This window comes from Kushneria indalinina DSM 14324 (assembly GCF_003385845.1).
GTDB classification, from domain to species: Bacteria; Pseudomonadota; Gammaproteobacteria; order Pseudomonadales; family Halomonadaceae; genus Kushneria; species Kushneria indalinina.
In genome coordinates this window covers 372,121-395,555 of the sequence record NZ_QRDJ01000007.1, presented here as the reverse complement: position 1 = coordinate 395,555, position 23,435 = coordinate 372,121, and the positions used below count along the sequence as shown (strand labels likewise).

Below are 23,435 nucleotides of genomic sequence, written 5' to 3'. Positions count from 1 at the left end.
CTTGGCCCTGCGTTATCACCGTGCCCCCTGGACGTCGCGGGTCGACTCGGTTAGCCCGGCTGGGCGTTGTTGGGTTGCGGGTCCGGCTGATCGGGCTGGGCTGCCTGATCCTGCTGGCCGGCTTCTTCTGCCTGCTTTTTGAGCGCTTTGCCGATGCGATCGATGTCCTGCTTGACGCCGACACGGTCGTTCAACTCGAACGCGCGCTGGTAGTGGGTCAGGGCATCGGGCATATCACCGCATGCGCGGTAGCCGTTGCCGATGGCCTTGTGCAGCTTGGCGCGGATCTGGTCGTGCATGTCGCGACCTTCGATCAGTTCATTGATCTCGATCAGGGCTTCGAGCAGCGAATCATCGTCATCAGTGAGCGCCAGCGCCTGATCGGCGGATTCCTCGGCGAGGATCGCAGGCGTCGAGCGCTGGAACTGCTCGCCCGGATCGAGCTGGTGCTGCATGGCGTAGCGGGCAATCGGCAGGGCGCCGGTGATGTCGCCCACGTCGATGCGCCACAGCATGATGCGCATCAGCACCTCGTCCTCGGCACCGCGGCCGGCCTCCAGCACGCCGGCGACGTATTCCGAGTAGTTCGGCAGGATCTCGCGCTTGATCTCGATCTTGCGCTCGACCGACTGCACCGACTTGAGTCGGCGATAGTCTTCCCAGAGCTGGGCCTGCATGAGGTGGTAGGCGTCGCCGTGCATGACCTCATCACCGGCATCCGCCGCCGCTTGCGCGGCGGTGATGCGCTCGTAGTGTTTACGCAGCGAGCTGACCATGGTTATGCCCCGGCGGTGGTGTCGGTGGTTTCAGTCTCGGGGGCATCTGCATGGGTGATGCCCTCAAGGAGACAGCCGAACCCGTAATCCTCGATGACGTAGGCATCGTTGCTGGATTCGTAGTTCTCGACGCGCTTGCGCTCCGGCTTGTCCTTCAGATAGCGACGGCGCGAGCCCTCTTGCCAGTAGATCGACAGGTTTTCCATTGAAGTGATGAACACCGTGCCATCAGGCATGAACGGTGCCTGTAGGGCGTTCAGACCGCCCATGCGCTTCTGGGCCATGATCATGTCGAGGGCGAGCGATTCGGTCGGCTTTTCATGCTCGTTGATCTTGGGCAGGTATTTCTCGGTCATCAGCGAGCGTCCGACGATGGCGACCAGATCAGTGCTGTCGCGGTACCAGGGTTCGATCAGCGAATTGACGGCCTCATAGATCAGGGCGTCGATATTCTGGAACTCGTGACCCTTGCCCAGCGTCGTGCCGTTGATGACGCGGGCAGCGGCGTGGGCACGATACTGCTGCAGCCAGCCGATGTTGACGTCCTGCAGCAGCGGGTTTTTCGCGCGGTCGGTCTGCTTGTCGGCGCGGACACCGTTGAACCCGATCATCATGCGATCCAGCGCCTGCTGCCGGATGATGGCGTCGCGCACACGGGCCTGAAAATCGGGGAACTTTGCCCAGGCATCGAGCTTGGCCCACGGCAGAGCCGTATCGAACTCGGTCGATTCGCAGCGGTAGTCGTGCTTTTCCAGACCGGTGGGATCGATGGGGTTACGATCGCGCTGGCTGACATCGGTACGCCCGGCGATAGGGGTGGTGATACCCAGCTCAAGCTTTTCGCCGACCAGATCGCGCACGCCGGTCATGTTGACGCGGGTCAGGAACTGGCTGGATTCCTGAATCTTGGTTTCCAGCGTCTGCTGCACGCTCGGGTCGATGTCGAACGATGAGAACGCGTTTTCGGCACCGTTGAGCGATGCGAGACGCTGGGCGTACTGGTTGAACTGTTTACGGGTAGTTGTGCGCATGTAAGCGTCTCTTAGCAGTCGGTTTCGATGGAGCCGTTGCCGCCGGTGGCAGGCGTGCGGGACTTGTAACGGGGCGTCTTGTCGAGCGTGGCGTACAGCTCGTCATGCGCGGTCTTAAGCTGTTCGTGGGCCGTTTTCAGCTCGTTGAACTGCTCCGCGCTGGGGCGTTTTGCCAGCTCGGTGCGCAGGTCAGCGTTTTCCTGCACGAACATGCCCATGGTTTTTTCGAGGTCATCGCGCATGGCGGCGAAATCGCCGGAGGTCTTGTTGCGGTGCTGGGCGAACATCGCTTTGACGCGCTCGGAAAGGGACGGGCCTTTGCTGTGCTCGGGCTCGGGATCATCAATGCCGGCGGTAAAGTCGACCTCGACCGCCTCGCTGAACAGGTTTTCGGGGCGCCGCTTGCGACTGGTCAGCGGTGAGTCAGCCCCAGCGCCGGCGCTGAACTGCAGCATTGAGGTGCCCAGCGATGCCGGCGAGTCAGTAACGGCCAGCCCGACCAGATAGGCCTCGCCGGTATCCGAGAAATCCGGTTCGATTTCCATCGACGTGTAGACCTTCTGGCGCGCCTTGTTCATCGCTTTCAGTTCGTCGGTTGGGTCGAGATCGGCGAAAAGCTGCAGCTTGCCCTCGTCGTTTTCCTCGGTTTTCAGCCCTACGACATCGCCGTAAGCCTTGAAGGGGCTATCCGGCAGAATGCCCTTGATGTGTTCAAGGTTGATGCGGCAGCCGTACTTCTCGGGATTGAAATTGGCGGCCATCTGTTCGAGCCATTTGCGCTCGATCTTGCGACCGTCGGTGGTGGCGCCTTCTGTTGCGATGCGATGCCAGGGCATTGAGTAATCCTCGGGAACTGAACAGGTACTGTATGGGCGTCAGGTTCCGCGCAGATCGCCGCCGGCTCAACGCGCTGGCGTTGTAAAAGTGGGCGTTACAAGCCGTGCCCCGATATAGGCACCCGGCACGTCGGTACGCTGGCCGCATGACAACCGACGGCCAGACCATGACTGCAAACCCACTTAATCCCGCTGAAATCGACGCGGCGCTGGACAGCCCGGACGCCGCGAAACTCTCCGCGCGCCATCTCTATTGGATGGGGTGGCGCGTCGGGCGCATCGCTGAATTTCTGAACCTCTCCCCTAATACCATCAGCAGCTGGAAAGCCCGCGATAAGTGGGATGAGGCGACATCGACCCAGCGCGTCGAGGGCGCATTAGAGGCGCGGCTGGTGATGCTGATCTCGAAAGAGCAGAAAGAGGGGAAAGACTTCAAAGAGATCGACCTGCTGGGCCGGCAGATCGAGCGGCTGGCTCGGGTTCACAAGTTCGAGGAAAGCGGCAAGGAAGGCGACCTCAATCCGAACATCGAGCGACGCAACGCCGGCGAAAAGCGCAAGCCGGCGCGCAATGATGTCGGCGATGAGGGCGTGATCCAGATCGTGGAAGCGTTCGAGGCGTCGCTGTTCGAGTACCAGCGCCACTGGTACCGGGCCGGCCAGCATGAGCGCATTCGCAACCTGCTCAAGTCCCGCCAGATCGGCGCGACGTGGTTTTTTGCCCGCGAGGCCATCGCCGATGCGGTGGAGACGGGCAAGAACAAGATTTTCATGTCAGCGAGCAAGGCGCAGGCTCACATCTTCCGCAACTACATCGTGCAGTTCGTCAAAGAAACGACGGGCGTGGAATTAAAGGGCGACCCCATCGTGCTGGCCAATGGGGCAAAACTTCATTTCCTCGGCACGAACGCCAAGACGGCGCAGGGTTACAACGGCGACACGTACCTGGATGAGTATTTCTGGATCGGTGGCTTTGAGCAGTTCCGCAAGGTCACGTCCGGCATGGCGATGCACAAGAAATGGAAGCAGACCTATTTCAGCACGCCTTCATCTGTGGCTCATGAGGCGTATCCGTTCTGGACCGGCGAGCGGTTCAACAAGCGCCGCAAGAAAGGCGAGAAGGTCGAGATCGATGTCAGCCATTCGGCGTTGGCCGGTGGTGCCCGGTGTGCCGATGGCCAGTGGCGCCAGATCGTTACGATTCAGGATGCGATGGCCGGTGGCTGTGATCTGTTCGACATCGATCAGCTGCGCCTGGAGTACAGCGATGATGAATTCGCGAACCTGCTTATGTGCGAGTTCGTCGACGACAGTCAGTCAGCGTTCCCGATGATGAGCATGCAGCGCTGCATGGTCGATAGCTGGGATATCTGGCGTGACTGGAAGCCGTTCGCGCAGCGTCCGTTCGGTGATCAGCCGGTGTGGATTGGTTATGACCCGGCGGGCGAGGGTGAGGGCAGCGACGGCGCCGGCCTGATCGTGCTGGCCCCGGCCAAAAACCGCAACGACCGGCACCGGATTCTTGAGCAGCACCGCCTCAAGGGCCACGACTATGAGGCGCAGGCCGAGTACATCCGCGAAGTGGCCCGACGCTATAACGTCCAGTACATCGGCATTGATACCAACGGGATGGGCGACGCGGTGGCGCAGCTGGTCGCGAAATGGTTCCCGCGCGTCACCCGACACCGCTACACCCCTGACAGTAAATCTGCGCTGGTTCGTCAGGCGCAGCACATCATCGACCGCGGTCGCCTGGAATTTGACGCCCGCGACACGATCATCGCGCAGTCGTTTACCGCGATCCGACGCGAGCTGACCGCAAGCGGTCGGCAGTTCACGTATGCCGCTGGCCGCAATGGCCAGACCGGCCACGCCGATCTGGCGTGGGCCACCATGCACGCCCTTAGCAATGAGCCCATCGACGTCCTCGCCGAGGGCGAGCGCGGTGGCTCGATCATGGAGATTTACGGATGACCGCAGAGACCGCAAAGCCACGCCATCGCATGTATGCGCAGTTCGAGCCGCAGGGTGCAGCACCGTCACCCGCCCCGGCGAGACCCGAGGCGTTTACCTTCGGCGAGCCGGTGCCTGTCACCGATCTGGCCGATTTCCTCTATACCGGCTGCTGGATGGCCAACGCCCGCTGGTATGAGCCGCCGGTGGATCTGGCGGCACTGGCGAAAATGTACCGGGCGACGGCGCACCACGGCAGCGGGCTGCAGGTGAAGCGCAACATCCTGACGCGCAGCTTTATCCCGCATCCATTGCTGGGCCGGCAGGCGTTCCGCGAGCTGGTCACTGATTATCTGGTGTTCGGCAATGCGTATATCGAACGGGTCTATGGTCGTCTGGGGCGTCTGATCGGGCTGCGCCCGGCGCGGGCCAAATATGTGCGACGCGGTACCGAGGAGGGGCATTTCTGGTGGGTGAGCAACTGGCAGCAGCCGGTCGAGTTCGAGCGCGATTCGATGATTCATCTGATCGAGCCGGACATCAATCAGGAGATCTATGGCGTGCCGGACTACATGGGCGCGCTGCAGTCGATCATGCTGAATGAAAACGCCACGCTGTTTCGCCGGCGCTACTACCTGAACGGCAGCCATGCGGGCTTTGTGATGTACGTCAGCGATGCCGCGCAGAATCAGGAAGACATCGATGCCATGCGGGACGCGCTCAAGAATTCGAAGGGCGTTGGCAATTTCCGCAATCTTTTCCTGCATTCGCCTGGAGGCAAGAAAGACGGCGTTCAGATTATCCCGATCTCGGAGGTCGCGGCGAAAGACGAGTTCGCGGGGATCAAGAACATCACCCGCGATGACACGCTGGCCGGCCACCGGGTACCGCCGCAGCTGATGGGGATCATCCCGAACAACACGGGCGGGTTCGGTGACATCGAGAAAGCGGCGCGCGTGTTCGTTGCCAATGAACTGGACCCGCTGCAGTCGGTGTTCCTGGAGATCAACGACATCATTGGTCAGGAAGTGGTGAGGTTCCGACCCTATGAGCTGGGCGGGAAGGAGCAGCAGGGCGATCCGGTCATGTGACCAGCAGCTCCTCGATCATCAGCCGCCCGATGGGCGGCTTTTTTGTGCCCGCACGGTTATCTCGATTGAGACGCATTAACTTTAGCGTTCGTATTTGTCGACGCTGGCCGGCCTGTATTGCCGCGTGCGCGGCGCTGGCTTTTCTCGGCCTTGGGTCTGGCTTTTTCGCGCCAGCCCGGCAGGCGTCCAGCCTGACCCCATAGCGAGGCCATTTTACCCCACGGCGCGCCGTCGACTCCCCGCCCCGCCTGCGCGCTAAATGGGTCTGTTTTATTGCACCCTTGCACCTTCCCGCGAGCCAGCCGCCATGCGGGCCGCGCGGTGGTTTTTGCGATAGTGTTTTCCGTGCGTTTCCTTGCATTTCATGCGCCCACACTATTGCTTGTGTGGGGTTAGTGTGAGGCTTTACCGCCGACCCCGTTCCCAAGCGTTCCAGCCTACCCGTTTCATGGTGCATTTTTGGTGCACTCGGTGCACCAAACCATGGTTTGTTGCGAATAGTCGCATTTAGCCTCAGTCCCGGTGTTTTCTGGGCTCATGGCCTATAACTCCCGCCACAGGCGGCCCTTATATCTCATTCGTAATGCGTAGGTCGGTGGTTCGAGTCCACTTACCGGCACCCGCAGATTTCAAAGGCCCGGCGCATATGCGCCGGGCCTTTTTTTTGTTTGGGCCTTTTAAAAACTACTTGTTATTGCTTTCTTTGATGGCTTTTAATCCCTTATTAAGAAAACCTGATAAGTTATAGTCGCTAATAGTTACGATATAATAAGCATGCTTTCGAATAGGTTTGTCACATGTCGCCAAGGAGTTTTTCAAAGATAGTTGATTTGCTGATTGCAAGCTTTAGATATAGGGGGTGGCTTTTATTAAAAAATATTAATTAACAAATGTTTTAAATTTTGTTATAAAGTGTTACCTTTGGAGAAGAGTATAGCATATAGGTAGATTTAAAATGTCTGGCCAATACACGTATCTAAAAAAAATCAGGATAAATAAGTTTAGGAGCCTAGAAGGTTTGGAGGTTGATTTAGGCAGAAGAATAACTTTGATTTGCGGAAAAAATGGCACATCAAAATCTACTATTCTAGGTGTCGCAGCTCAAATATTTAGTTTTGATTCAGATTTTTCTAAAAACCCTGGCGAGCCGCTTGCATACGAAACTATTAGCGGGTCTGATTTTAAATCGGCTTTTGCGAACCATTTCAGAATATCTGAGAAACATGATAATCCAGGAGAGATGGATATAGAAATTGATCTTTATGATGGAGCTTTTAAACAAGAAATCGATGGATTGAAGTTGAGGCTTTATAAGTCTAATGATAGATCCAAAGCTCGCCCCGTCGTCAGAGATAATATACCCAGTTTGTCTTCAAAAAATACCAGTCGTAATGTAACTCACCCAGTTATATATCTCAGCCTTTCTAGGCTTATACCTGTTAGTGAGCGAAAAAAATATAGAATAAAAGATATAAACTATCTAGAAGAAAACAAAAAAACTTTTAGAGACTGGTCTTCAAAAATATTGAATAATGATAGATTAAGTGATGTCACGGCCACAGATGGTAATGTGAAATCAGCAGTGGCTCATGGTGATAATTATGATCAGGATTCAGTGTCCGTAGGAGAGGATAATGTTGGCCAACTTGTTTTGGCTTTAATGTCTTTCGAGAAGCTTAAAAAAGAATATCCCGATTATCATGGCGGGCTGCTACTTATAGATGAAGCTGATGCAGGGCTGTTTCCAGCTGCCCAAGTAGATTTTGTTGAGTTGCTAGCCAAAGTTACTAGAGATCTCAATATTCAGATTATAATGACGTCTCATTCCCCATTGTTAATTGAAAAAGTAAAAGAATACTCTGAACGAGATGCTAGTAAATATAAAACTATCTATCTAACTAATACCTTTGGCGAGATACAAGCTAAGCATGACTGGGGCTGGGCTGAAATATTCTCTGATTTGCATACGGTCACGACTGGAGCGGCAAAAAAAACAGGTAAAAAACTTCCTAGAGTAAATGTATATTTCGAAGATTCTGAAGCAAATGATTTTTTTAATGCCATTGTGAGGAAGCGTAGTATTAATAAAGTTATTTTTAAAGTTGTAGATGTTAGCTTGGGCTGCAAGCAATATACAACTTTGATTAAAGCTGGCGTCAAAGAGTTTTCAAAAAACAGTCTTGTTATATTGGATGCTGATGCCGATACAAAAGGTGTAGAAAAAACTTGCCTCAAATTGCCGGGCATGGTTCCTCCGGATCAATTGCTTTTTGAGTTTCTGTTTAAGCTTCCTAGAGATGATTATTATTGGGAGCATAATAGTATTGGGTTTAGTAAAGATGTCTTTTTAAGGAATGCAAGAGCTATTACCCAGAGGTTGGGTATTACAGAAAACGAAGCAACAGAGGATTTTTGCTTACTGGATTATGTCCGACGTGATTCTGTAACAGGAAAACCCTTAAGAGAAATATTTAAGGAGTTTTACAAATGTGAAGATATCCAAAGAATAGTCCATGGAAGTGTTAAAGATAATCCTTACAGATATTGGGTCGAGAAGAACAATATTGAAGTCAATGGTTTTAATGCAGAGCTTGTCTCTAAGCTAAAAAAAGTTTGTCGTGACGTTTATGGCATACCTGAAAATGAGCTGGCCTCGATAGGAAGTTAAAAAGCCAAATGAAATTTAACCTTAAAAGTAGATGTTGAATTTTAGAAATAAATATTATCCTCAATGGCGGTGGCTGAAATGCTACCGTCAAATTTTGATGAACAGTTTTTTTGCTATCTAAAATTGTTGCTTCGTCTGTTAACGACCTATACCTCACATGGCCTTCATGTTGAACTAAATTAATTGGTTTGCAGGTACGTTTTTAATATTATGTTTAATTAGCTGTTTTCCACCTCGGTACCTTAATAATTAGACCGGTAATAGTACGGTGAGATCTGTTGTTAACCAGATTGCTTAGTAAGGATGGTGCTGTTCAATCTGTTTTAAAATTAGATTTACCTGATAATTTGAAGTTAAATTCGTACTGTTGGTGAACTATAAAAAGAAAGCAAGTGCCTTAGGTGATGACCATCAAGCTTTGATGTTAGGTAGACGTTGCTGAAATGCTAAAGCACCTGCATTCGACCTGCTTGATAAGCTTTTTCAGAAAACGTTTTTATGTTATAAAAATAAAATATTCCAAATTAATGAAAATGTATGCTGGCTGAGCTTATCAATTTTAAGGTAGAATATTTATGAACTATCAGAGAAGACGTATTGCAATAAATAGTATTTTATTAGATTTGCGCAATGCAAGGCATGGGGTGCTTAATAGCCAAAAGCAAATACTAGAGTGGATGGTAACTGAGCCAACTAAAGAGAAAGTTCTCAACTTGGCTAAAGAAATAGCAGCTCATGGTTTGAGTCCAAATGAACTGCCGATCCTTATACCCGATACTAGCACAGACAAAAATAAATATATCGTTGTTGAGGGGAATAGGCGTCTAGCTGCGTTAAAGATGCTTCGCAAACCTGCTTCATGTCCTATCAAGAAAGTAAAATCACAGTTTGAAAAGATAGCAGGTTCCTCAGAAGTCGATTTGCCAAAATCTCTTTGGTGTATAATTTATCCTACATTAGAGGAAGCGGAATACTGGATTAAATTACGTCATGGAGGTCAAAACAACGGCGCCGGCACGGTTGATTGGGGACCAAAAGAATTTGATAGCTTCGAAAAAAGGATGGGGCGCCGCACTCCCAATAGTGCAGCAATAAGTTTATTAAGTTACGCTTTGTCAGAAGGTATAATAAATCAAGAGCAATACTCATTAGTGCCTGTGACTAATGTTACTCGTCTTGTCGGAACTAAGGATGCGCGCCATGTTTTTGGCGCTTATTATGCAAAAGGAGAAGTTAAAAGAATAGCTGACAAAGAATACTTTGATCGAGCTATCAAAGATATTTTTATTGCTTTGAGTGGTGGCTATTGGACAGTCACAAAGCTAAAATCTGGTAGCCAGAGGAAAGACTTTGTTGACCAGCTAAAAGAAGAAAATAATTGGGGAAAATACGAAGCTGTTGAGCCTGCTGCGCTTGAACCTACTGTTAGTGAACACGATAACGTAGAGGAAGAAGACGCGGACGAAAAAAGTAAGGATAGAACCTCTTCTAGAGGGAATAAGAAATCTACATCACGGTCGAAACTACTTCCAGCGGATTTAAAGCTTAAAATAAAAAACAAGAGGCTCAACGATATTTTTGTTGAGTTGAAAAGTATGCACGCTAGCAACACAAACTCTTGTGCAGTTTTGACTAGAGTTTTTATAGAAGGGTGTACCGACGTTTTTTTAAAAAATAGTGGGGTAGAGGTAGGGTACAATGATAAGCTTGAAAAAAAAGCGATCGATGCCAGAAAGCTTATTCTTGGCAATCACAATAACGCGAAGCACGTTAAAGATGACCTAAAAGGATATGAGCATTTGAGTGGGCCTCACAATACTATTGGTTCTGCCAATTTCTTCAATAACATTGTTCATAATATGAGCTTTAGTGTTAGCTCAGAAGAGCTTAAAACGCATTGGAATAATTTGGCTAATTCCCTGAAATGGTTTGAAGGTTATATTTAATTATCGTTTTAATGTGGGAGTTCTTCCAAGAGCAATGTTTTTGTAAAAAAGCACTTCTTTTGCTTTTGGGCGCTTCAGATGAGTTGAGTAGTGAAGAGAAAATTCTTCACATTCAGCTCCCTTGTAAAGCGATTTAATTTCTTCACAATTGTCGTAAGTGACAAGCCATGGGGTTTCCAGAGCCATCACCTTTTTGGCGATCTCAGCATGATCTTCTGGCTTATAGAAGTTTCGGTAGAGCTGGTTGGCCTTGTTGTAGTAAGGCGGATCGAGATATATCAAACAGCTTTCGGGGTTCTCAAGAAAGCCCGGTTGGATCAGATCCATGGCGTCTACATCATAAAGCGAGATGTCATCGCGTCGTGCAGCAATATCTTTAATGCGTTTGCATAGGCCTTCAATATTGTATCGCGCATCCAGCTTATAATCGCCGGATTGGCCTTTGCCGCCAATGACCCCGCCAGAAATGATACCTGACCGATTGGTGCGGTTCATGAAGAAGGTGGCAAAGCCGAGCGTGGTGGTGTCAGCTTCGCCCGGAGTATCTACAATCGAGCGTTGTTGATGCCAAGTATCCATGGTGACAGGCGTTTCTCTGATCAATGATACAAGGCGCTCACTGTCGTTGAGCACAGCCCACCAGAAAGCATGAATCGCCGGATCAGCATCGTTGATAACGATACTGCTGACGTGTTCCTTCAACAGCAGATACATGGCTGCACCAGCACCACCTGCGTACGGCTCTACATAGCAGCCTTCCTGCAGATTGTTGTGCCGGATAACCTCGGCCAGCCATGCGCCAAGTCGTCCTTTGCCGCCAGGGTAGCGTAATGGGGTAGCGAATGAAGAAGACATGGCACTTCCAAATAAAGATGTATCTAATTCTAACTGTTTATTCATGAGATGGCCAGCCTTCTAAAAGCTTTAATTTCAAGCAGATAGAGATGCTTCCTTGATTGCCTAATGGCGGCATTGTACTGTATTTGCATCCAGTAAAAAAGGTTTGGCTTGAAGCTGACAATAGTATATTGCAATCCATATAAAAATTTTTTCCTTGTGCGAATAAAGAGTTTTTAAAGGTTGAGGAGTTGTAGGTATGAATAAACCGCCTGTAGTGGGCTTATTGTTTGCGGTTGCCCTTTTTTTTGTTTATGTGGCTTTAGTTTATTTTGGGCTTTATGCACATGGTGGTGATAAAGAATACGCACTGAATTTATTTAAATATGCCAAAGGTTCATCTCCGGGAGCTATTCTGGTTTTCGTGGGTTTGGTTAGCTCTTCGTTAGAAAACTATGGCTATGAAGGGTCGTGCAAATTTTTTATAATATTGTTTGGGGCGATATCTGCTTTAAGCTATTTCGTAACCTCAATGTACTATGGCCCTCAAGAATTTTTTGATGATGTGCCTAGGTTTTTTATTCTTTCAGCAGCGGCATCATATCTTTTCTTTACTCAGATGATGTGCGCGTTTTTCTTCGCAATTTTTAATTTTATTGGTGTTGATAAAAAGTCTGTTTAGTCATTCATTTTACGTGGGTGGTTTTGGGCTGGCATCTGATCTGGCTGCATCTGTGAATGTAGAACTAAGCCCATCCGCCCCTATGCTCTGCTTCAACCCACACCATAAACTTCCGTACTCCTCGTCACCCCCTCCCTGCACGACGTCATCAGCTCCACCACCACGCGCCTCTGACGGGTCCTGAGGCTGGTCTCCCTGTCCCGGTAGTGCGCGTTGGCCAGCCAGTTGAAGCTGCCGACGATGGCGTAGCGCTTGTCCACGATCAGGCACTTCTTATGCGTGGGGCGCTGCACAATGGTCAGCCGGCCCTTGCGGCTGCGATCGCCGATCTCCTTCAAACGCTCCAGCGCCTTGATAGCCGTCTCGGATAGACGGTGCTGTCGATCTCGATCACTCGCGCCATAGGCAATATGGACGTTGACGCCGCGGTTGAGGGCGCTGGCCAGTAGCCCACAAAACTGATCGTTCACGACCCGGTCGGATAGCCAGCCGGAGACGATCATCAGCTCCTTTCTGGCCGTCTGGAGTGCGTGGGTCAGCTCATTGTGATGATCACGGCCCTGGATCAGAGAACTTTTAGCCGTGGTTCTGTTGGCATTGGGTGCTGCCTTGTGGTCGGCGGTTTGAGGCGCATTGCCGGCTCGCGTTTTCTGCTTGAGGAAACACCGGGTGCCGTACCAGCTGATCCAGGCGGTGAAGGTCTGTACGGCCATGAAGGGCAACCCTGCAAGCGTGGCGATCGACCATAGCGTCCAGACAAGCGCTGAGCCAGCGCCCAGCCGACGATGGAGCCGTGTCAGGCACAGCACCGAGACAAAAATGATCAGCTGGTAATGCAGAAACGTCATTCAAAAATACTCAGAAAAACCAGCATGTTACCGGGCGCTGTCCGGATGGGCCATGCGCAGCAGGCTCTGATGGGGCGGGATTCCTGAATTTCTCTCTTCACCGCTCGTGACTACACTCCCGTCATGTGCGGACGATACGTATTGTTTACCCAGCGTCAGAAGGCAGCCCGGGAGCTGTCGTTTGGCGTGCGCGATCGAATCGAGGATGCCGAGCGGCCCCGCTACAACGTGGCGCCCGGCACCCATGTGCCCGTGGTCCTGCATCGGGAAGAGGCGGAAGAGGCGGATGAGGCGAGCTTTGAACACGTCTGGTGGGGCTATCACCCGCATTGGGCGGGGGAGGGTGCGCCAACGCCGATCAATGCCAAGGCCGAGAAGGTCGCGACGTCGAAATACTACGCCGGCGCGTTTTCCCATCACCGCTGCCTGGTGCCGGCCGATGGCTGGTATGAATGGCTCAAGACGGGTAACGGCAAGCAGCCGCACTTTATCTGCCGGGAGGATCGGTCGCTGATCTGGCTGGCCGGCATCTGGTCAACGCGACCGGATGGGGAAGCGGGGCTGGCCATCATTACCCATGATGCCCAAGGGGCGGCCCGGGACGTACATGACCGGATGCCGCTGGTGCTGGGTGATGACTGCCTGGAAGACTGGCTCGACCCGCACATGACCGAGCGGGAGACGATCCGCCAGCTGATCAAGCCGGTGCCGGCCAGGATGATCACGCACTGGGCGGTGTCGAAGGACGCCAACCGGGTCGGTAACGATCACGCCGAGCTGGTCGAGCCGGTTAATCCTGCCTGAACGCGGGTTGGTGCTGCGCCATGAGCGTGATGGTGCGCATGGCCCAGCTTTCGACCTCGAGCCATGCCCGCTCGGTCCTGTCGCTATGCGGCATGGGCTCCATCCAGATACGCTCGTCGTTCCATTCGATCGCGCCGTGCCAGCCCTGGTTGTCCGGCCGGCGCATCAGCAGAATCGCAGCACTGGAAGGCCCGTAGGCAATCGCCTGCTTGTGCGTCTCATAGGGGCGGTAAGGGGTGGTCATTGTAACCTCACTGTTGGCAGTTCCTCCCATCGGGTCGACCAGCGGTTCGAGCGGTGATTGCTGCGCAGCTGCCACGCCGCCGCCTGGCGTTGTACGCCGACGGTGACCGTGCCCCGCCCGTACTGACCGTTTAACTGATCCAGCACCGACATCAGCCGGTCGGTCCGCTCTCTATCGGCCGCGGGCTGCGGCGGCTGAAAGACATCGAGCTGCTGACCGGTCACGTCGATCAAATCCATGAGCTGCACGCCGCACTTCTGATAGCGAATGCCGCGGTCCTTCCAGAGCCGGCGCAGCCCTTCCTGCGCAGTGCGCACGATCTCGAAGGTGTCGTCCGTCGGACAGGGCAGTGCCACGGTGATGCTGTCGTGATCCTGCGGCAGATGCGGCATGTGCTTGTTGGTCTTGAGCGTTACCCTCAGCGAGCAGGCGAGACTTTGCTGGCGTCGCAGCTTTTCGGCGCCGCGGGAGGCGTGGGCGCGCACGGCTTCTTCAACGTCGCGGCGCTCGGCGGTCATCTGCCCAAACGAGCGGCTGGTCATGATCAGCTTTTTGCTGTCGTGCTCGTCGTTCATGTCGATGCAGCGGGTGCCGGCCAGCTCCCGCGCGGTGCGCTCGACGACCACCGAGAAGCGTCGGCGTATCCAGGTCGGGTTGGCGCGGGCGAGATCCAGCGCGGTGCGAATGCCCATCTCATACAGGCGAGGGGTTACCCGGCCGCCGATTCCCCAGACCTCCCCGACCGGCGTGCGCTCAAGCAGGGCGAGCGTGTCGGGGCTGCCGGCGTCTTCGATGACAAACACGCCCCGGGTGGCGCCGTGCCTCTTGGCGTGACGGTTGGCGAGCTTGGCCAGCGTACGCGTGGGCGCCACGCCGACCGAGACCGGAATGCCGGTCCATTTGTAGACGATCCGGTGCATCTCCTGACAGTGGGCGGGCAGGGCGGTGCGGTCGAAGCCTGCAAAATCCAGCCAGCTCTCGTCGATCGAGTAGGGTTCAACGCGGGGCGTGAATTCCCGCAGGGTAGCCATCACCCGCGCGCTCATGTCGCCGTAGAGCTCGTAGTTGCTGGAGCAGAGCACCAGGCCGCGTTCGAACGCCTCACGCGGGAGGTGATGCATCGGCGTGCCCATGGCAATGCCGAGATCCTTCACCTCCTGGGAGCGGGCAATCACGCAGCCGTCGTTGTTGGAGAGCACCGCGACCGGGACGCCGTGCAGCTTCGGGCGAAACACCCGCTCGCAGCTGGCGTAGAAGTTGTTGCAGTCGACCAGGGCAATCATCGCCGCACCCGTCGCAGAATGTCGGTGACGACGCCCCAGATCTGGTAGTCGGCGTCGCGCAGGGGAATGGGCGTATAGCGCGGGTTGGCGGAGTGCAGCGCCGGCGGGCAGCCGCGGCAGCGCAGCTCCTTGACGATCATCTCGCCATCCACGAGTGCGATGACGATATCGCCGTGGCCGGCCTCGATCGAGCGATCCACCAGCAGCCGGTCACCGGCATAGATCCCCGAGCCATTCGGGCCCTGCATCGAATCGCCGTCCGTCGTGAACATGAAGGTCGAGGTCGGGCGCGGAATCAGCTGCTCGTTGAGGTCGATGCGCCGGCCGTCGTAGTCCTGCGCGGGGGAGGGAAAGCCGCTGATCCCGCCGCGCACGTGATGGATGGCCCAGGGGATGCTGCGTCGCGGCGGATCGATCGCCAGTGAACATTGATGGGTGACATGAAGCATGCCGGCTGCCTGCGTTGGTAAACGTTAGAATACTGTTTATATATACAGCAAAGTGCGTCGACGCTGCCATCGTGAAATGGGCATCATTCGACCAAACGATGAGGCGGGGTGGTACCCGACAGCGGGCCGCAGCGTGCTGGCGTATTCCCCGACTACACTCCAGTGACGGGCGTAGATGTCCTGTGTGGTATCCGCCTTTCTGCCCGGGCTGTGGCCGCTCCGGGCAACACTTCCCTTCAACGTCGGTGAGGATCAGTCATGCGCGTGGCGTATCGAATGCCCATGCCTACCATGGTGCCAAAGGGCGAGCAGGACCCGGCCTATAACCCGGCCGCCGAGCGCTGGCAGCAGTTTTTTGCCCCGCATGCGCACGCCGCCTTTCTGGCGGAGGTGGTACAGGACGATGACGCCGCCGCGCCCTGGCAGGAGGGCGACTGGCTGGTTGTCGATTCATGGCGGTCGCTGCGTGACGGTGTGCTGGTGGTGGTGAGTGTCGATGAGGCGCTGTACGTCTATCGGTATGCCCATCGCATCAATCTGCCCGTGCTGGAAGGCCTTGATGGGCAGCTATGGACGGGAGATCTGACCAACGTGGAGATGGTGGGGGTGGTGTCGCATCAGGTGCGGGCGGTGTATTGATTGTTCGCGCGTGGCCACCGACCGAGGATCGGCGACCACGTTGGCAGGCGCCCGAAAGCGTCAATCACTCCGCGGGCATGACCCGCAGTACCCGCCCTTCAGGATTGTCCGTCAGCAGATAAATCGCGCCTTCCGGGCCGGTGCGGACATCGCGGATGCGCTCATCGAGTTCACCAAAAAGCCCTTCGACGTCCTCGGCCTGAGTACCATCCTCAGAGAGCGTCACGCGGCGCACCTCGCGATCCACCAGCGCACCGACGAGCAGGTCGCCCTGCCACTGAGGGAACAGCGCGCCGTCGTAGAGGGTCATGCCCGAAGGCGCGATCGAGGGGGTCCACTCATACAGCGGTGACTGCATGCCGGGGTACTCGTCAAAAGGCGTTACACGAGCGCCGGTGTAATCGAGCCCGGTGGTCGCGATCGGCCAGCCGTAGTTGCCGCCCGGGACGATGATGTTGATCTCGTCGCCGCCCTTGGGGCCGTGCTCGTGCATGATGATGCGGTCGTCACTATCCACCACCAGGCCCTGCACGTTGCGGTGGCCGTAGCTCAGGATTTCGGGTCGGGCGGTGTCGTCATCCACAAAGGGGTTGTCCTCCGGGACGCTGCCATCCGGATTCAGGCGCACGATCGAGCCGATATGATTGCCGGTGTTCTGAGCCTGCTCGCGATAGTCGAAACCATCCCCGAGCGTGAGGATCAGCGTGCCGTCCGACAGCCACGCCAGGCGCCCGCCAAAGTGAGCGTCGCCCCGCTTGGCCGGGTCCACCCGGAAGATCTCCTCGACCTGCTCAAGGCCGTCATCCCCAAGGCGCGCCCGGCTCAGACAGGCGTGATTGGCCGCCTGCGTGCCGCATGAATAGGCGAGAAACAGCGTCCGGTCCTGCTCGAAATCCGGTGACAGCAGCACATCGAAAAGCCCCGACTGGCCCGAGGCAAATACCTCCGGTACGTCCTCGATCGAGGCGGTGAGCGTCTCGCCCTCGGCGCTCAATAGCCGCAGCCGCCCGGGGCGTTCGGTGACCAGCATGCGCCCATCGGGCAGAAAGGCCAGCGACCAGGGGTGCTCCAGCCCTTCGGCAACGGTGTCGATCCGGTAGTCGGCGGTCTCGGACTGCGCCAGTGCCTCCGTCGTGGGCGCCAGACCGGCCATACCTGCTGCCAGCAGGGCCACTGTCATCGTGTTGGCCGCTCTGGCAGGGGCGCGCTGAGGACGGGTGCCTCTCAATAGCCCCAGCACCACGCCGGCGATACCGGCGCTGATCAGCATGGCAATCATGCCGGCGGCGGTGCGGGTGGCCGCGATCAGCGTGGGCATGGGCGCGAAATAATTGACGATATGGAAGGTGGCCCACAGCGCCGCCATGGCAGACAGCGCACAGAGCACCGGGCGGTGATGGCCGTTCCAGAGACGTCGCGAAATCCAGAGCGCCGCGACCTGAGAGATGACAAAGCCGACCGAGAAAAGCGCGGCATAGACGGGGGCGAACAGGACCAGATCACTGAGGGTCGTCGTCAAACGCTGCATGACCGGAATATCCACACCCATCTGCTGCAGTGCCGCCAGATTCATCTGGGTCTGTACGATGCTGCCCAAAAGCGTCCCGACGAGCAGGGCAATGGCGAAGTGAATCGTCGTGGTAAGCCAGGCAGGCCGGTTGCGCATAGTGTTGACCCTTGAGCCGCAAGTGGTGACAGAGGCGGGGCCGCCGCTGCCTTTGATGGGACCCAGCGTACCCTGCTTTCCTCAGCTCGGGTTTAAGGCGGAAGGCGATGGCGAAAGGCCAACGTTATTAACACCCTTCGAAGTGTTTCCCTGCTTCATCAATGGCGTATGACACGCTGTTGTGACAGTGACTGAATAACCGCCCGTTCGAGACAGTTATTTGTCAGCAGTGACCCCTTATCTGTAACCCCGTGTCGCCTCCGGTGTCGGCATGTCAGGCATGATTTTTGATTACGACATCGACTGTTTTAAAAGCGACGCTTTCAACTAACGGAGGGCGATACAGTGTCCATAAAACCGTGTATACGTGCCTGTTAGCGACAATTTAAGAGGCGACTGTTGAAGCCGGTATGGTGCATGATGGGCCATGGCAACCGTGCTTCGATGGATCGCAGACGAGTCTGCCAAAACAATGACAAAAGCAGGAAAAGTTGAGGAGGCATGACGCCATGTTACCTGACCATAAGGCCGGCCCTGTACCGGGAGCCAGCGGCATCAGCATGCCGCAAACCATCGGTTTTTTATTACTGGATAATTTTACGCTGATTTCGCTGGCCTCGGTGATCGAGCCGCTGCGCATGGCCAATCAGCTGGCCGGACGCGAGCTCTATCGCTGGTACACCCTGACCCAGGACGGGGCGCCGGTACGTGCCAGCGATGGTCTGCAGGTGACGCCCGACGTTTCGATCACCGTGCCGTTGTCGCTGGACTGGGTGGTGGTCTGCGGCGGTGTGGCGCCTCAGCATAGTGTCACGCGTGAACACGCGCACTGGCTGCAGGCGCAGTCGCGTCAGCTGCGACGCATCGGCGCCATCTGTACGGGCAGCTGGGCGCTGGCCAGGGCGGGGCTGCTGGACCACTACGAGGCCAGCATTCACTGGGAGTGTCTGGCCTCGATGCAGGAAGCCTTTCCCAACGTCACGCTGACCACGCGTCTGTTCTCGATCGATCGCGACCGGTTTACGGCCTCCGGCGGGACGGCGCCGATGGACATGATGCTCAATCTGATTGCGCATGATCATGGCCATGAGCTGTCCGCCGGTATCTCCGAGATGTTCATCTGCGAGCGGGTGCGCAACGAGCAGGACCATCAGCGCGTGCCGCTCAAGCATGTGCTGGGCACCACCCAGCCCAAGCTGCTGGAGATCGTGGCGCTGATGGAGTCCAACCTCGAGGAGCCGATCGAGCTGGATACCCTGGCCCGCTACGTCAACGTCTCCCGGCGCCAGCTGGAGCGCTTGTTCCAGCGCTATCTGCACTGTTCGCCGTCACGCTACTATCTTAAGCTGCGTCTGGTGCGGGCGCGGCAGCTCCTCAAGCAGACGTCACTGTCGATCATCGAGGTGGCCTCGGTCTGCGGCTTCGTGTCGACGCCACATTTCTCGAAGTGCTATCGCGAATACTTTGGCGTGCCGCCCCGGGGCGAGCGTTCGGGCAGCAATGTCTGGTATGGCCGCAACGCCAGCGCCGCCACGGCCCTGCAGCAGGGCAAGATCGTGGCCGTGGAGCCGGCGTCGAGCGAACCCATGTCGAGTGCCATGATGTCGCTGATGAATGCTCAGGGGGAGCCAACATTTGCCAGTGTGCCGCTGACGCGCTAACCCACCAATGTGACGCGCTGTTGACGCTACAGCGTGCTTTCGATGCCACCCACAAGAGGAGCTGCCCCGACCGGGCAGCTCCTTTTTTATGCCTGTCCGCTCAGGGGTTGCCGGGCCCCGTCAGGGCAGGGGCCTGATTCGCCGATGGTTTGTCCGTGGGCCCATGGGCGGGCAGGGCCTGTAACGTCGCTCTTTGGCAGGACATGACGCTTTTGGAATTTTCCCCGTCGTTTCCAGGCGTCGGATGATGTCGGGGCAGGGATATGCTCCTCGCATAAGCCACAATCTGGAGCCTGACCATGACCCCTGCCGAACTGCATGACGACGCCATCGTGATCGACGGCCTGATCATCGCCAAATGGAACCGGGAGCTGCTGGAAGACATGCGCCGCGGCGGCTTGACCGCGGCCAACTGCACCGTCTCGGTCTGGGAAGGGTTCAGGGCAACGGTCGATAACATCGTGGCGTCAAAGAAGCTGATGGACGAGTGCAGCGATCTGGTACGTCCGGTGCGCACCACCGCCGACATCACTCGCGCCAAGGAAGAGGGCAAGACCGGCATCATCTTCGGCTTCCAGAACGCGCACGCCTTTGAAGACCAGATCGGCTACGTCGAGGTCTTCAAGAACCTGGGCGTGGGCATCGCGCAGATGTGCTACAACACCCAGAACCTGGTCGGCACCGGCTGCTATGAGCGCGACGGCGGCCTGTCCGGCTTCGGGCGCGAAATCGTCGCCGAGATGAACCGCGTCGGCATGATGTGTGACCTTTCCCACGTCGGTGCCACCACCTCTCAGGAAGTCATCCTCGAGTCCAAAAAGCCGGTGTGCTACTCCCACTGCCTGCCCTCCGGGCTCAAGGAGCACCCGCGCAACAAGTCCGACGAAGAGCTCAAGTTCATCGCCGATCACGGCGGCTTTGTCGGCGTCACCATGTTCACCCCGTTTCTGAAAAACGGCGTCGATTCGACCATCGACGACTACTGCGAAGCGATCGAATACATCATGAATATCGTCGGTGAAGACGCCATCGGCATCGGCACCGACTTCACCCAGGGGCATGGTCAGGACTTCTTTGAGTGGCTGACCCACGACAAGGGCTATGCCCGTCGTCTGACCAGCTTCGGCAAGATCATCAATCCCGAGGGCATTCGTACCGTCGGCGAATTCCCCAACCTGACAGAAGCGCTTTTGAAGCGTGGCCTGAGCGAGTCCCAGGTCAGAAAAATCATGGGCGAGAACTGGGTGAGAACCCTGAAGGATGTCTGGGGCGAATAAGCCGCCACCAGCGCCGGGGCGGTGCCTGAACCGCCGCCCCGGTCCTGTTTCCTGCCGCCCCTTGAGGGCCGATCCGGCCCCTGAACAATGACAAGCTTGAGGAAGACGACCGTGACGACACAAGCTCCCGAACTCCCGATTGAAGTCGACAGCGAAACCGGTATCTGGACGACCGATGCGCTGCCGATGCTGTACGTACCGCGTCATTTCTTCATCAACAACCACATGGCCATTGAAGAGGCCCTGGGCGCCGAGAAATACGCGGAGATTCTCTATCACGCCGGCTACAAGAGCGCCTGGCACTGGTGCGAGAAGGAAGCCGAGCTTCATGGGCTGGAAGGCGTGGATATCTTCGAGCACTACATGAAGCGCCTGTCCCAGCGCGGCTGGGGGCTTTTCATCACTGAAGAGATCGATCTGGAAAAAGGCACGGCGCGTGTGCGACTCGAGCACAGTGCCTTCGTCTACCAGATGGGTAAGGTGGACCGGAAGGTCGAGTACATGTTCACCGGCTGGTTTGCCGGCGCCATGGACCAGATTCTGGGCGCCCGGGGCAGTGATCTGCGCACCGTTGCCGTACAGACCCAGAGTGGCGCCCAGCAGGGCCACGACCACGGTCTGTTTGTTGTCACGCCCGCGTAACCGAGGATCGATGAGATGGCATTCGAGGCACTGTTCAAGCCGATCCAGATCGGCAAGCATACGATTCGTAACCGCGTGGTCAGCACGGCGCATGCCGAGGTGCACGCCACCGATGGCGGCATGACCACCGACCGCTACGTCAAATACTACGAAGAGAAGGCCAAGGGCGGCTGCGGTCTGTGTATCTGCGGCGGCTCCTCGGTGGTTTCCATCGACAGCCCCCAGGGCTGGTGGAGCTCGGTCAACCTGTCGACCGACCGCATCATTCCGCACTTCCAGAATCTGGCCGATGCCGTGCACAAGCATGGCGGCAAGATCATGATCCAGATCACCCACATGGGGCGTCGCTCGCGCTGGGACGGCTTCAACTGGTCGACGCTGGTGTCGCCGTCGGGCATTCGCGAGCCGGTTCACCGCTCCACCTGCAAGACGATCGAGGAAGAGGAGATCTGGCGCATCATCGGTGACTTCGCTCAGGCGGCGCGCCGTGCGAAGGAAGGCGGTCTCGACGGCGTTGAGCTCTCGGCCGTGCACCAGCACCTGATCGACCAGTTCTGGAGCCCGCGCGTCAACAAGCGGACCGACCAGTGGGGCGGCACCTTTGAAAACCGCATGCGCTTTGGCATGGAAGTGCTCAAGGCCGTGCGTGAAGAGGTCGGCGACGACTTCGTGGTGGGCCTGCGCATTACCGGTGACGAGTTCCACCCGGACGGTCTTGACCACGAAGAGATGAAGCGGATCGCGGCGTACCATGACGCCACCGGCAAGATCGACTATTTCGGCGTGGTGGGCTCGGGCTGTGATACCCACAACACCCTGGCCAACGTTATCCCCAACATGTCCTATCCGCCGGAGCCGTTTCTGCATCTGGCCTCGGGCATCAAGGAAGTGGTCAGCGTTCCGGTCATTCACGCCCAGAACATCAAGGACCCCAACCAGGCGCAGCGTATCCTGGAGGGCGGCTACGTCGACATGGTCGGCATGACGCGTGCCCAGATTGCCGACCCGCACCTGATCGCCAAGATCCAGATGGGCAAGGTGGATCAGATCAAGCAGTGCGTCGGTGCCAACTACTGCATCGACCGTCAGTATCAGGGTCTGGACGTCCTGTGTATCCAGAACGCGGCGACCTCGCGCGAATACATGGGGCTGCCGCACAACATTGAGAAAAGCGAAGGTCCCAAGCGCAAGGTCGTGGTGGTCGGCGGTGGTCCCGGCGGCATGGAAGCAGCACGCGTGGCCGCCGAGCGCGGTCATGACGTGACGCTGTTTGAAGCCCTGGACCAGATCGGCGGCCAGATCACCATCGCCTCGAAAGCGCCGCAGCGCGACCAGATTGCCGGCATTACCCGCTGGTATCAGCTGGAGCTGAACCGTCTGGAAGTGGATCAGCGCCTGGGCACCAAAGCCGATGAGGCCACCATTGCCGATCTGCGCCCGGATATCGTGGTTCTGGCCACCGGCGGGCATCCGTTCCTCTCGCAGGTCCCGGAGTGGGGCTATGACGAGGACAAGGGCAAAAGCCTGGTGGTCAGCACCTGGGACATCCTCAACGGCGACGTGGAACCCGGCAAGAACGTGCTGATCTTTGACACCATCTGCGAGTTTTCTGGTGTCTCGGCGGCGGACTATCTGGCCGACAAGGGCGCCCGCGTCGAAATCGTCACCGACGATATCAAGCCCGGTGCTGCAGTGGGCGGGACCACCTTCCCGACCTACTACCGCAGCCTGTACGAGAAGGAGGTCATCATGACCTCGGATCTCGCGCTGCATAAGGTCTATCGCGAAGGCGATTCGCTGGTGGCGGTGCTGGAAAACGAGTACACCGGCGCCCAGGAAGAGCGGGTGGTCGATCAGGTGGTGGTCGAAAACGGGGTGCGTCCGAACGAGTCGCTCTATTACGCCCTCAAGGAGCGCTCGAGCAACAAGGGCCAGGTCGATATCGAAGCCCTTTATGCCATCGAGCCACAGCCCTGCCTGTCCGAGATCGGTGACAGCTTCGTGCTGTTCCGTCTGGGAGATTGCACCGCGCCACGCAATACGCATGCTGCCATCTATGATGCGCTGCGGTTGTGCAAGGACTTCTGAAACAATAGCGCTGTA

At 56.4% G+C, this 23,435-nt stretch carries 20 protein-coding genes; 11 read left to right on the top strand and 9 right to left on the bottom strand.

All coding sequences use genetic code 11. The annotated features are described in order from the left end of the window. Nucleotides 1–50 precede the first annotated feature (50 nt). From gpM to C8D72_RS08385, 3 genes are read right to left on the bottom strand one after another with little or no spacing between them, the layout of a single operon-like run. Complete coding sequence (gene gpM / locus C8D72_RS08395; RefSeq protein ID WP_115853961.1) at nt 51–776, bottom strand: phage terminase small subunit; 726 nt, start codon at nt 774–776, stop codon at nt 51–53. A 2-nt stretch (nt 777–778) separates the two neighbouring features. Next, nucleotides 779–1,807, bottom strand: coding sequence for a phage major capsid protein, P2 family (locus C8D72_RS08390; protein ID WP_115853960.1), 1,029 nt, complete (start codon nt 1,805–1,807; stop codon nt 779–781). Between the two features lie 11 nt (nt 1,808–1,818). Beyond that, nucleotides 1,819–2,643: a GPO family capsid scaffolding protein gene (locus tag C8D72_RS08385; RefSeq protein WP_115853959.1), complete on the bottom strand. Its 825-nt coding sequence runs from the start codon at nt 2,641–2,643 to the stop codon at nt 1,819–1,821. Nucleotides 2,644–2,789: 146 nt separating this feature from the next. Between C8D72_RS08385 and C8D72_RS08380 the strand changes: the two genes are divergently transcribed. The 4 genes from C8D72_RS08380 to C8D72_RS08365 all read left to right on the top strand — a co-directional run bounded on the left by C8D72_RS08380 (nt 2,790) and on the right by C8D72_RS08365 (nt 10,300). After that, nucleotides 2,790–4,616 carry a terminase large subunit domain-containing protein gene (locus C8D72_RS08380; RefSeq protein ID WP_245955200.1) on the top strand — a complete coding sequence of 609 codons (1,827 nt, stop codon included), beginning with the start codon at nt 2,790–2,792 and terminating at the stop codon, nt 4,614–4,616. Next, entirely contained in the window at nt 4,613–5,686 is a 1,074-nt protein-coding gene (locus C8D72_RS08375) for a phage portal protein (protein WP_211308816.1), read from the top strand. The genes C8D72_RS08380 and C8D72_RS08375 overlap by 4 nt, the downstream gene beginning before the upstream one ends. A 955-nt stretch (nt 5,687–6,641) precedes the next feature. Further along, complete coding sequence (locus C8D72_RS08370; protein WP_115853957.1) at nt 6,642–8,354, top strand: ATP-dependent nuclease; 1,713 nt, start codon at nt 6,642–6,644, stop codon at nt 8,352–8,354. Nucleotides 8,355–8,929: 575 nt separating this feature from the next. After that, nucleotides 8,930–10,300 (top strand): ParB N-terminal domain-containing protein, encoded by a 1,371-nt coding sequence (locus C8D72_RS08365; RefSeq protein ID WP_115853956.1) that lies wholly within the window; start codon nt 8,930–8,932, stop codon nt 10,298–10,300. On the opposite strand, the gene C8D72_RS08360 is transcribed toward C8D72_RS08365, so the two are convergent. After that, nucleotides 10,301–11,200, bottom strand: coding sequence for a DNA adenine methylase (locus C8D72_RS08360; RefSeq protein ID WP_211308815.1), 900 nt, complete (start codon nt 11,198–11,200; stop codon nt 10,301–10,303). Nucleotides 11,201–11,396: 196 nt separating this feature from the next. Here C8D72_RS08360 and C8D72_RS17350 point away from each other — a divergent pair, with 196 nt between their 5' ends. Then, complete coding sequence (locus C8D72_RS17350; RefSeq protein WP_147301515.1) at nt 11,397–11,819, top strand: hypothetical protein; 423 nt, start codon at nt 11,397–11,399, stop codon at nt 11,817–11,819. A 92-nt stretch (nt 11,820–11,911) separates the two neighbouring features. Here C8D72_RS17350 and C8D72_RS08355 read toward each other — a convergent pair whose 3' ends face one another. After that, the gene (locus tag C8D72_RS08355; RefSeq protein ID WP_115853954.1) at nt 11,912–12,667 is read right to left on the bottom strand and encodes a phospholipase D-like domain-containing protein; all 756 of its coding nucleotides are present in this window, start codon (nt 12,665–12,667) and stop codon (nt 11,912–11,914) included. Nucleotides 12,668–12,790: 123 nt separating this feature from the next. Between C8D72_RS08355 and C8D72_RS08350 the strand changes: the two genes are divergently transcribed. Then, complete coding sequence (locus tag C8D72_RS08350; protein WP_115853953.1) at nt 12,791–13,471, top strand: SOS response-associated peptidase; 681 nt, start codon at nt 12,791–12,793, stop codon at nt 13,469–13,471. On the opposite strand, the gene C8D72_RS08345 is transcribed toward C8D72_RS08350, so the two are convergent. Genes C8D72_RS08345 through C8D72_RS08335 form a run of 3 tightly spaced genes read right to left on the bottom strand, consistent with a single transcriptional unit; the run spans nt 13,458 to nt 15,447 of the window. Further along, nucleotides 13,458–13,715, bottom strand: coding sequence for a hypothetical protein (locus C8D72_RS08345; protein WP_115853952.1), 258 nt, complete (start codon nt 13,713–13,715; stop codon nt 13,458–13,460). The genes C8D72_RS08350 and C8D72_RS08345 overlap by 14 nt on opposite strands. Further along, nucleotides 13,712–14,998, bottom strand: a complete 1,287-nt coding sequence (locus C8D72_RS08340; protein ID WP_115853951.1) for a Y-family DNA polymerase — start codon at nt 14,996–14,998, stop codon at nt 13,712–13,714. The genes C8D72_RS08345 and C8D72_RS08340 overlap by 4 nt, the downstream gene beginning before the upstream one ends. Next, complete coding sequence (locus C8D72_RS08335; RefSeq protein WP_115853950.1) at nt 14,995–15,447, bottom strand: LexA family protein; 453 nt, start codon at nt 15,445–15,447, stop codon at nt 14,995–14,997. The genes C8D72_RS08340 and C8D72_RS08335 overlap by 4 nt, the downstream gene beginning before the upstream one ends. A 276-nt stretch (nt 15,448–15,723) precedes the next feature. Here C8D72_RS08335 and C8D72_RS08330 point away from each other — a divergent pair, with 276 nt between their 5' ends. Then, nucleotides 15,724–16,086 (top strand): S24 family peptidase, encoded by a 363-nt coding sequence (locus tag C8D72_RS08330; protein ID WP_147301514.1) that lies wholly within the window; start codon nt 15,724–15,726, stop codon nt 16,084–16,086. A 64-nt stretch (nt 16,087–16,150) separates the two neighbouring features. Here C8D72_RS08330 and C8D72_RS08325 read toward each other — a convergent pair whose 3' ends face one another. Then, nucleotides 16,151–17,752 (bottom strand): PQQ-dependent sugar dehydrogenase, encoded by a 1,602-nt coding sequence (locus C8D72_RS08325; protein ID WP_115853948.1) that lies wholly within the window; start codon nt 17,750–17,752, stop codon nt 16,151–16,153. 509 nt (nt 17,753–18,261) lie between these two features. On the opposite strand from C8D72_RS08325, the gene gbdR reads away from it, so the two are divergent. The 4 genes from gbdR to dgcA all read left to right on the top strand — a co-directional run bounded on the left by gbdR (nt 18,262) and on the right by dgcA (nt 23,420). Next, complete coding sequence (gbdR, locus tag C8D72_RS08320; protein ID WP_211308814.1) at nt 18,262–19,413, top strand: choline metabolism transcriptional regulator GbdR; 1,152 nt, start codon at nt 18,262–18,264, stop codon at nt 19,411–19,413. Between the two features lie 299 nt (nt 19,414–19,712). Next, nucleotides 19,713–20,690 (top strand): dipeptidase, encoded by a 978-nt coding sequence (locus C8D72_RS08315; protein WP_115853947.1) that lies wholly within the window; start codon nt 19,713–19,715, stop codon nt 20,688–20,690. Nucleotides 20,691–20,801: 111 nt separating this feature from the next. Continuing rightward, nucleotides 20,802–21,332 carry a 4-vinyl reductase gene (locus C8D72_RS08310; RefSeq protein WP_115853946.1) on the top strand — a complete coding sequence of 177 codons (531 nt, stop codon included), beginning with the start codon at nt 20,802–20,804 and terminating at the stop codon, nt 21,330–21,332. A 15-nt stretch (nt 21,333–21,347) separates the two neighbouring features. Next, on the top strand, nt 21,348–23,420 hold the full coding sequence (dgcA, locus tag C8D72_RS08305) for a dimethylglycine demethylation protein DgcA (RefSeq protein ID WP_115853945.1): 2,073 nt from the start codon (nt 21,348–21,350) through the stop codon (nt 23,418–23,420). The last annotated feature ends 15 nt before the right edge of the window (nt 23,421–23,435 follow it).

What these genes read in the sequence shown, in the direction of transcription:
- C8D72_RS08390 (WP_115853960.1), bottom strand. Translation starts at nt 1,807, where the DNA reads ATGCGCACAACTACCCGTAAACAGTTCAACCAGTACGCCCAGCGTCTC.
- C8D72_RS08375 (WP_211308816.1), top strand. Translation starts at nt 4,613, where the DNA reads ATGACCGCAGAGACCGCAAAGCCACGCCATCGCATGTATGCGCAGTTC.
- gbdR (WP_211308814.1), top strand. Translation starts at nt 18,262, where the DNA reads ATGTTACCTGACCATAAGGCCGGCCCTGTACCGGGAGCCAGCGGCATC.
- C8D72_RS08330 (WP_147301514.1), top strand. Translation starts at nt 15,724, where the DNA reads ATGCCCATGCCTACCATGGTGCCAAAGGGCGAGCAGGACCCGGCCTAT.
- C8D72_RS08370 (WP_115853957.1), top strand. Translation starts at nt 6,642, where the DNA reads ATGTCTGGCCAATACACGTATCTAAAAAAAATCAGGATAAATAAGTTT.
- C8D72_RS08340 (WP_115853951.1), bottom strand. Translation starts at nt 14,998, where the DNA reads ATGATTGCCCTGGTCGACTGCAACAACTTCTACGCCAGCTGCGAGCGG.
- C8D72_RS08385 (WP_115853959.1), bottom strand. Translation starts at nt 2,643, where the DNA reads ATGCCCTGGCATCGCATCGCAACAGAAGGCGCCACCACCGACGGTCGC.
- gpM (WP_115853961.1), bottom strand. Translation starts at nt 776, where the DNA reads ATGGTCAGCTCGCTGCGTAAACACTACGAGCGCATCACCGCCGCGCAA.
- C8D72_RS08335 (WP_115853950.1), bottom strand. Translation starts at nt 15,447, where the DNA reads ATGCTTCATGTCACCCATCAATGTTCACTGGCGATCGATCCGCCGCGA.
- C8D72_RS08365 (WP_115853956.1), top strand. Translation starts at nt 8,930, where the DNA reads ATGAACTATCAGAGAAGACGTATTGCAATAAATAGTATTTTATTAGAT.
- C8D72_RS08350 (WP_115853953.1), top strand. Translation starts at nt 12,791, where the DNA reads ATGTGCGGACGATACGTATTGTTTACCCAGCGTCAGAAGGCAGCCCGG.
- C8D72_RS08380 (WP_245955200.1), top strand. Translation starts at nt 2,790, where the DNA reads ATGACAACCGACGGCCAGACCATGACTGCAAACCCACTTAATCCCGCT.
- C8D72_RS08360 (WP_211308815.1), bottom strand. Translation starts at nt 11,200, where the DNA reads ATGAATAAACAGTTAGAATTAGATACATCTTTATTTGGAAGTGCCATG.
- C8D72_RS08345 (WP_115853952.1), bottom strand. Translation starts at nt 13,715, where the DNA reads ATGACCACCCCTTACCGCCCCTATGAGACGCACAAGCAGGCGATTGCC.
- C8D72_RS08355 (WP_115853954.1), bottom strand. Translation starts at nt 12,667, where the DNA reads ATGACGTTTCTGCATTACCAGCTGATCATTTTTGTCTCGGTGCTGTGC.
- dgcA (WP_115853945.1), top strand. Translation starts at nt 21,348, where the DNA reads ATGGCATTCGAGGCACTGTTCAAGCCGATCCAGATCGGCAAGCATACG.
- C8D72_RS08325 (WP_115853948.1), bottom strand. Translation starts at nt 17,752, where the DNA reads ATGCGCAACCGGCCTGCCTGGCTTACCACGACGATTCACTTCGCCATT.
- C8D72_RS17350 (WP_147301515.1), top strand. Translation starts at nt 11,397, where the DNA reads ATGAATAAACCGCCTGTAGTGGGCTTATTGTTTGCGGTTGCCCTTTTT.
- C8D72_RS08315 (WP_115853947.1), top strand. Translation starts at nt 19,713, where the DNA reads ATGACCCCTGCCGAACTGCATGACGACGCCATCGTGATCGACGGCCTG.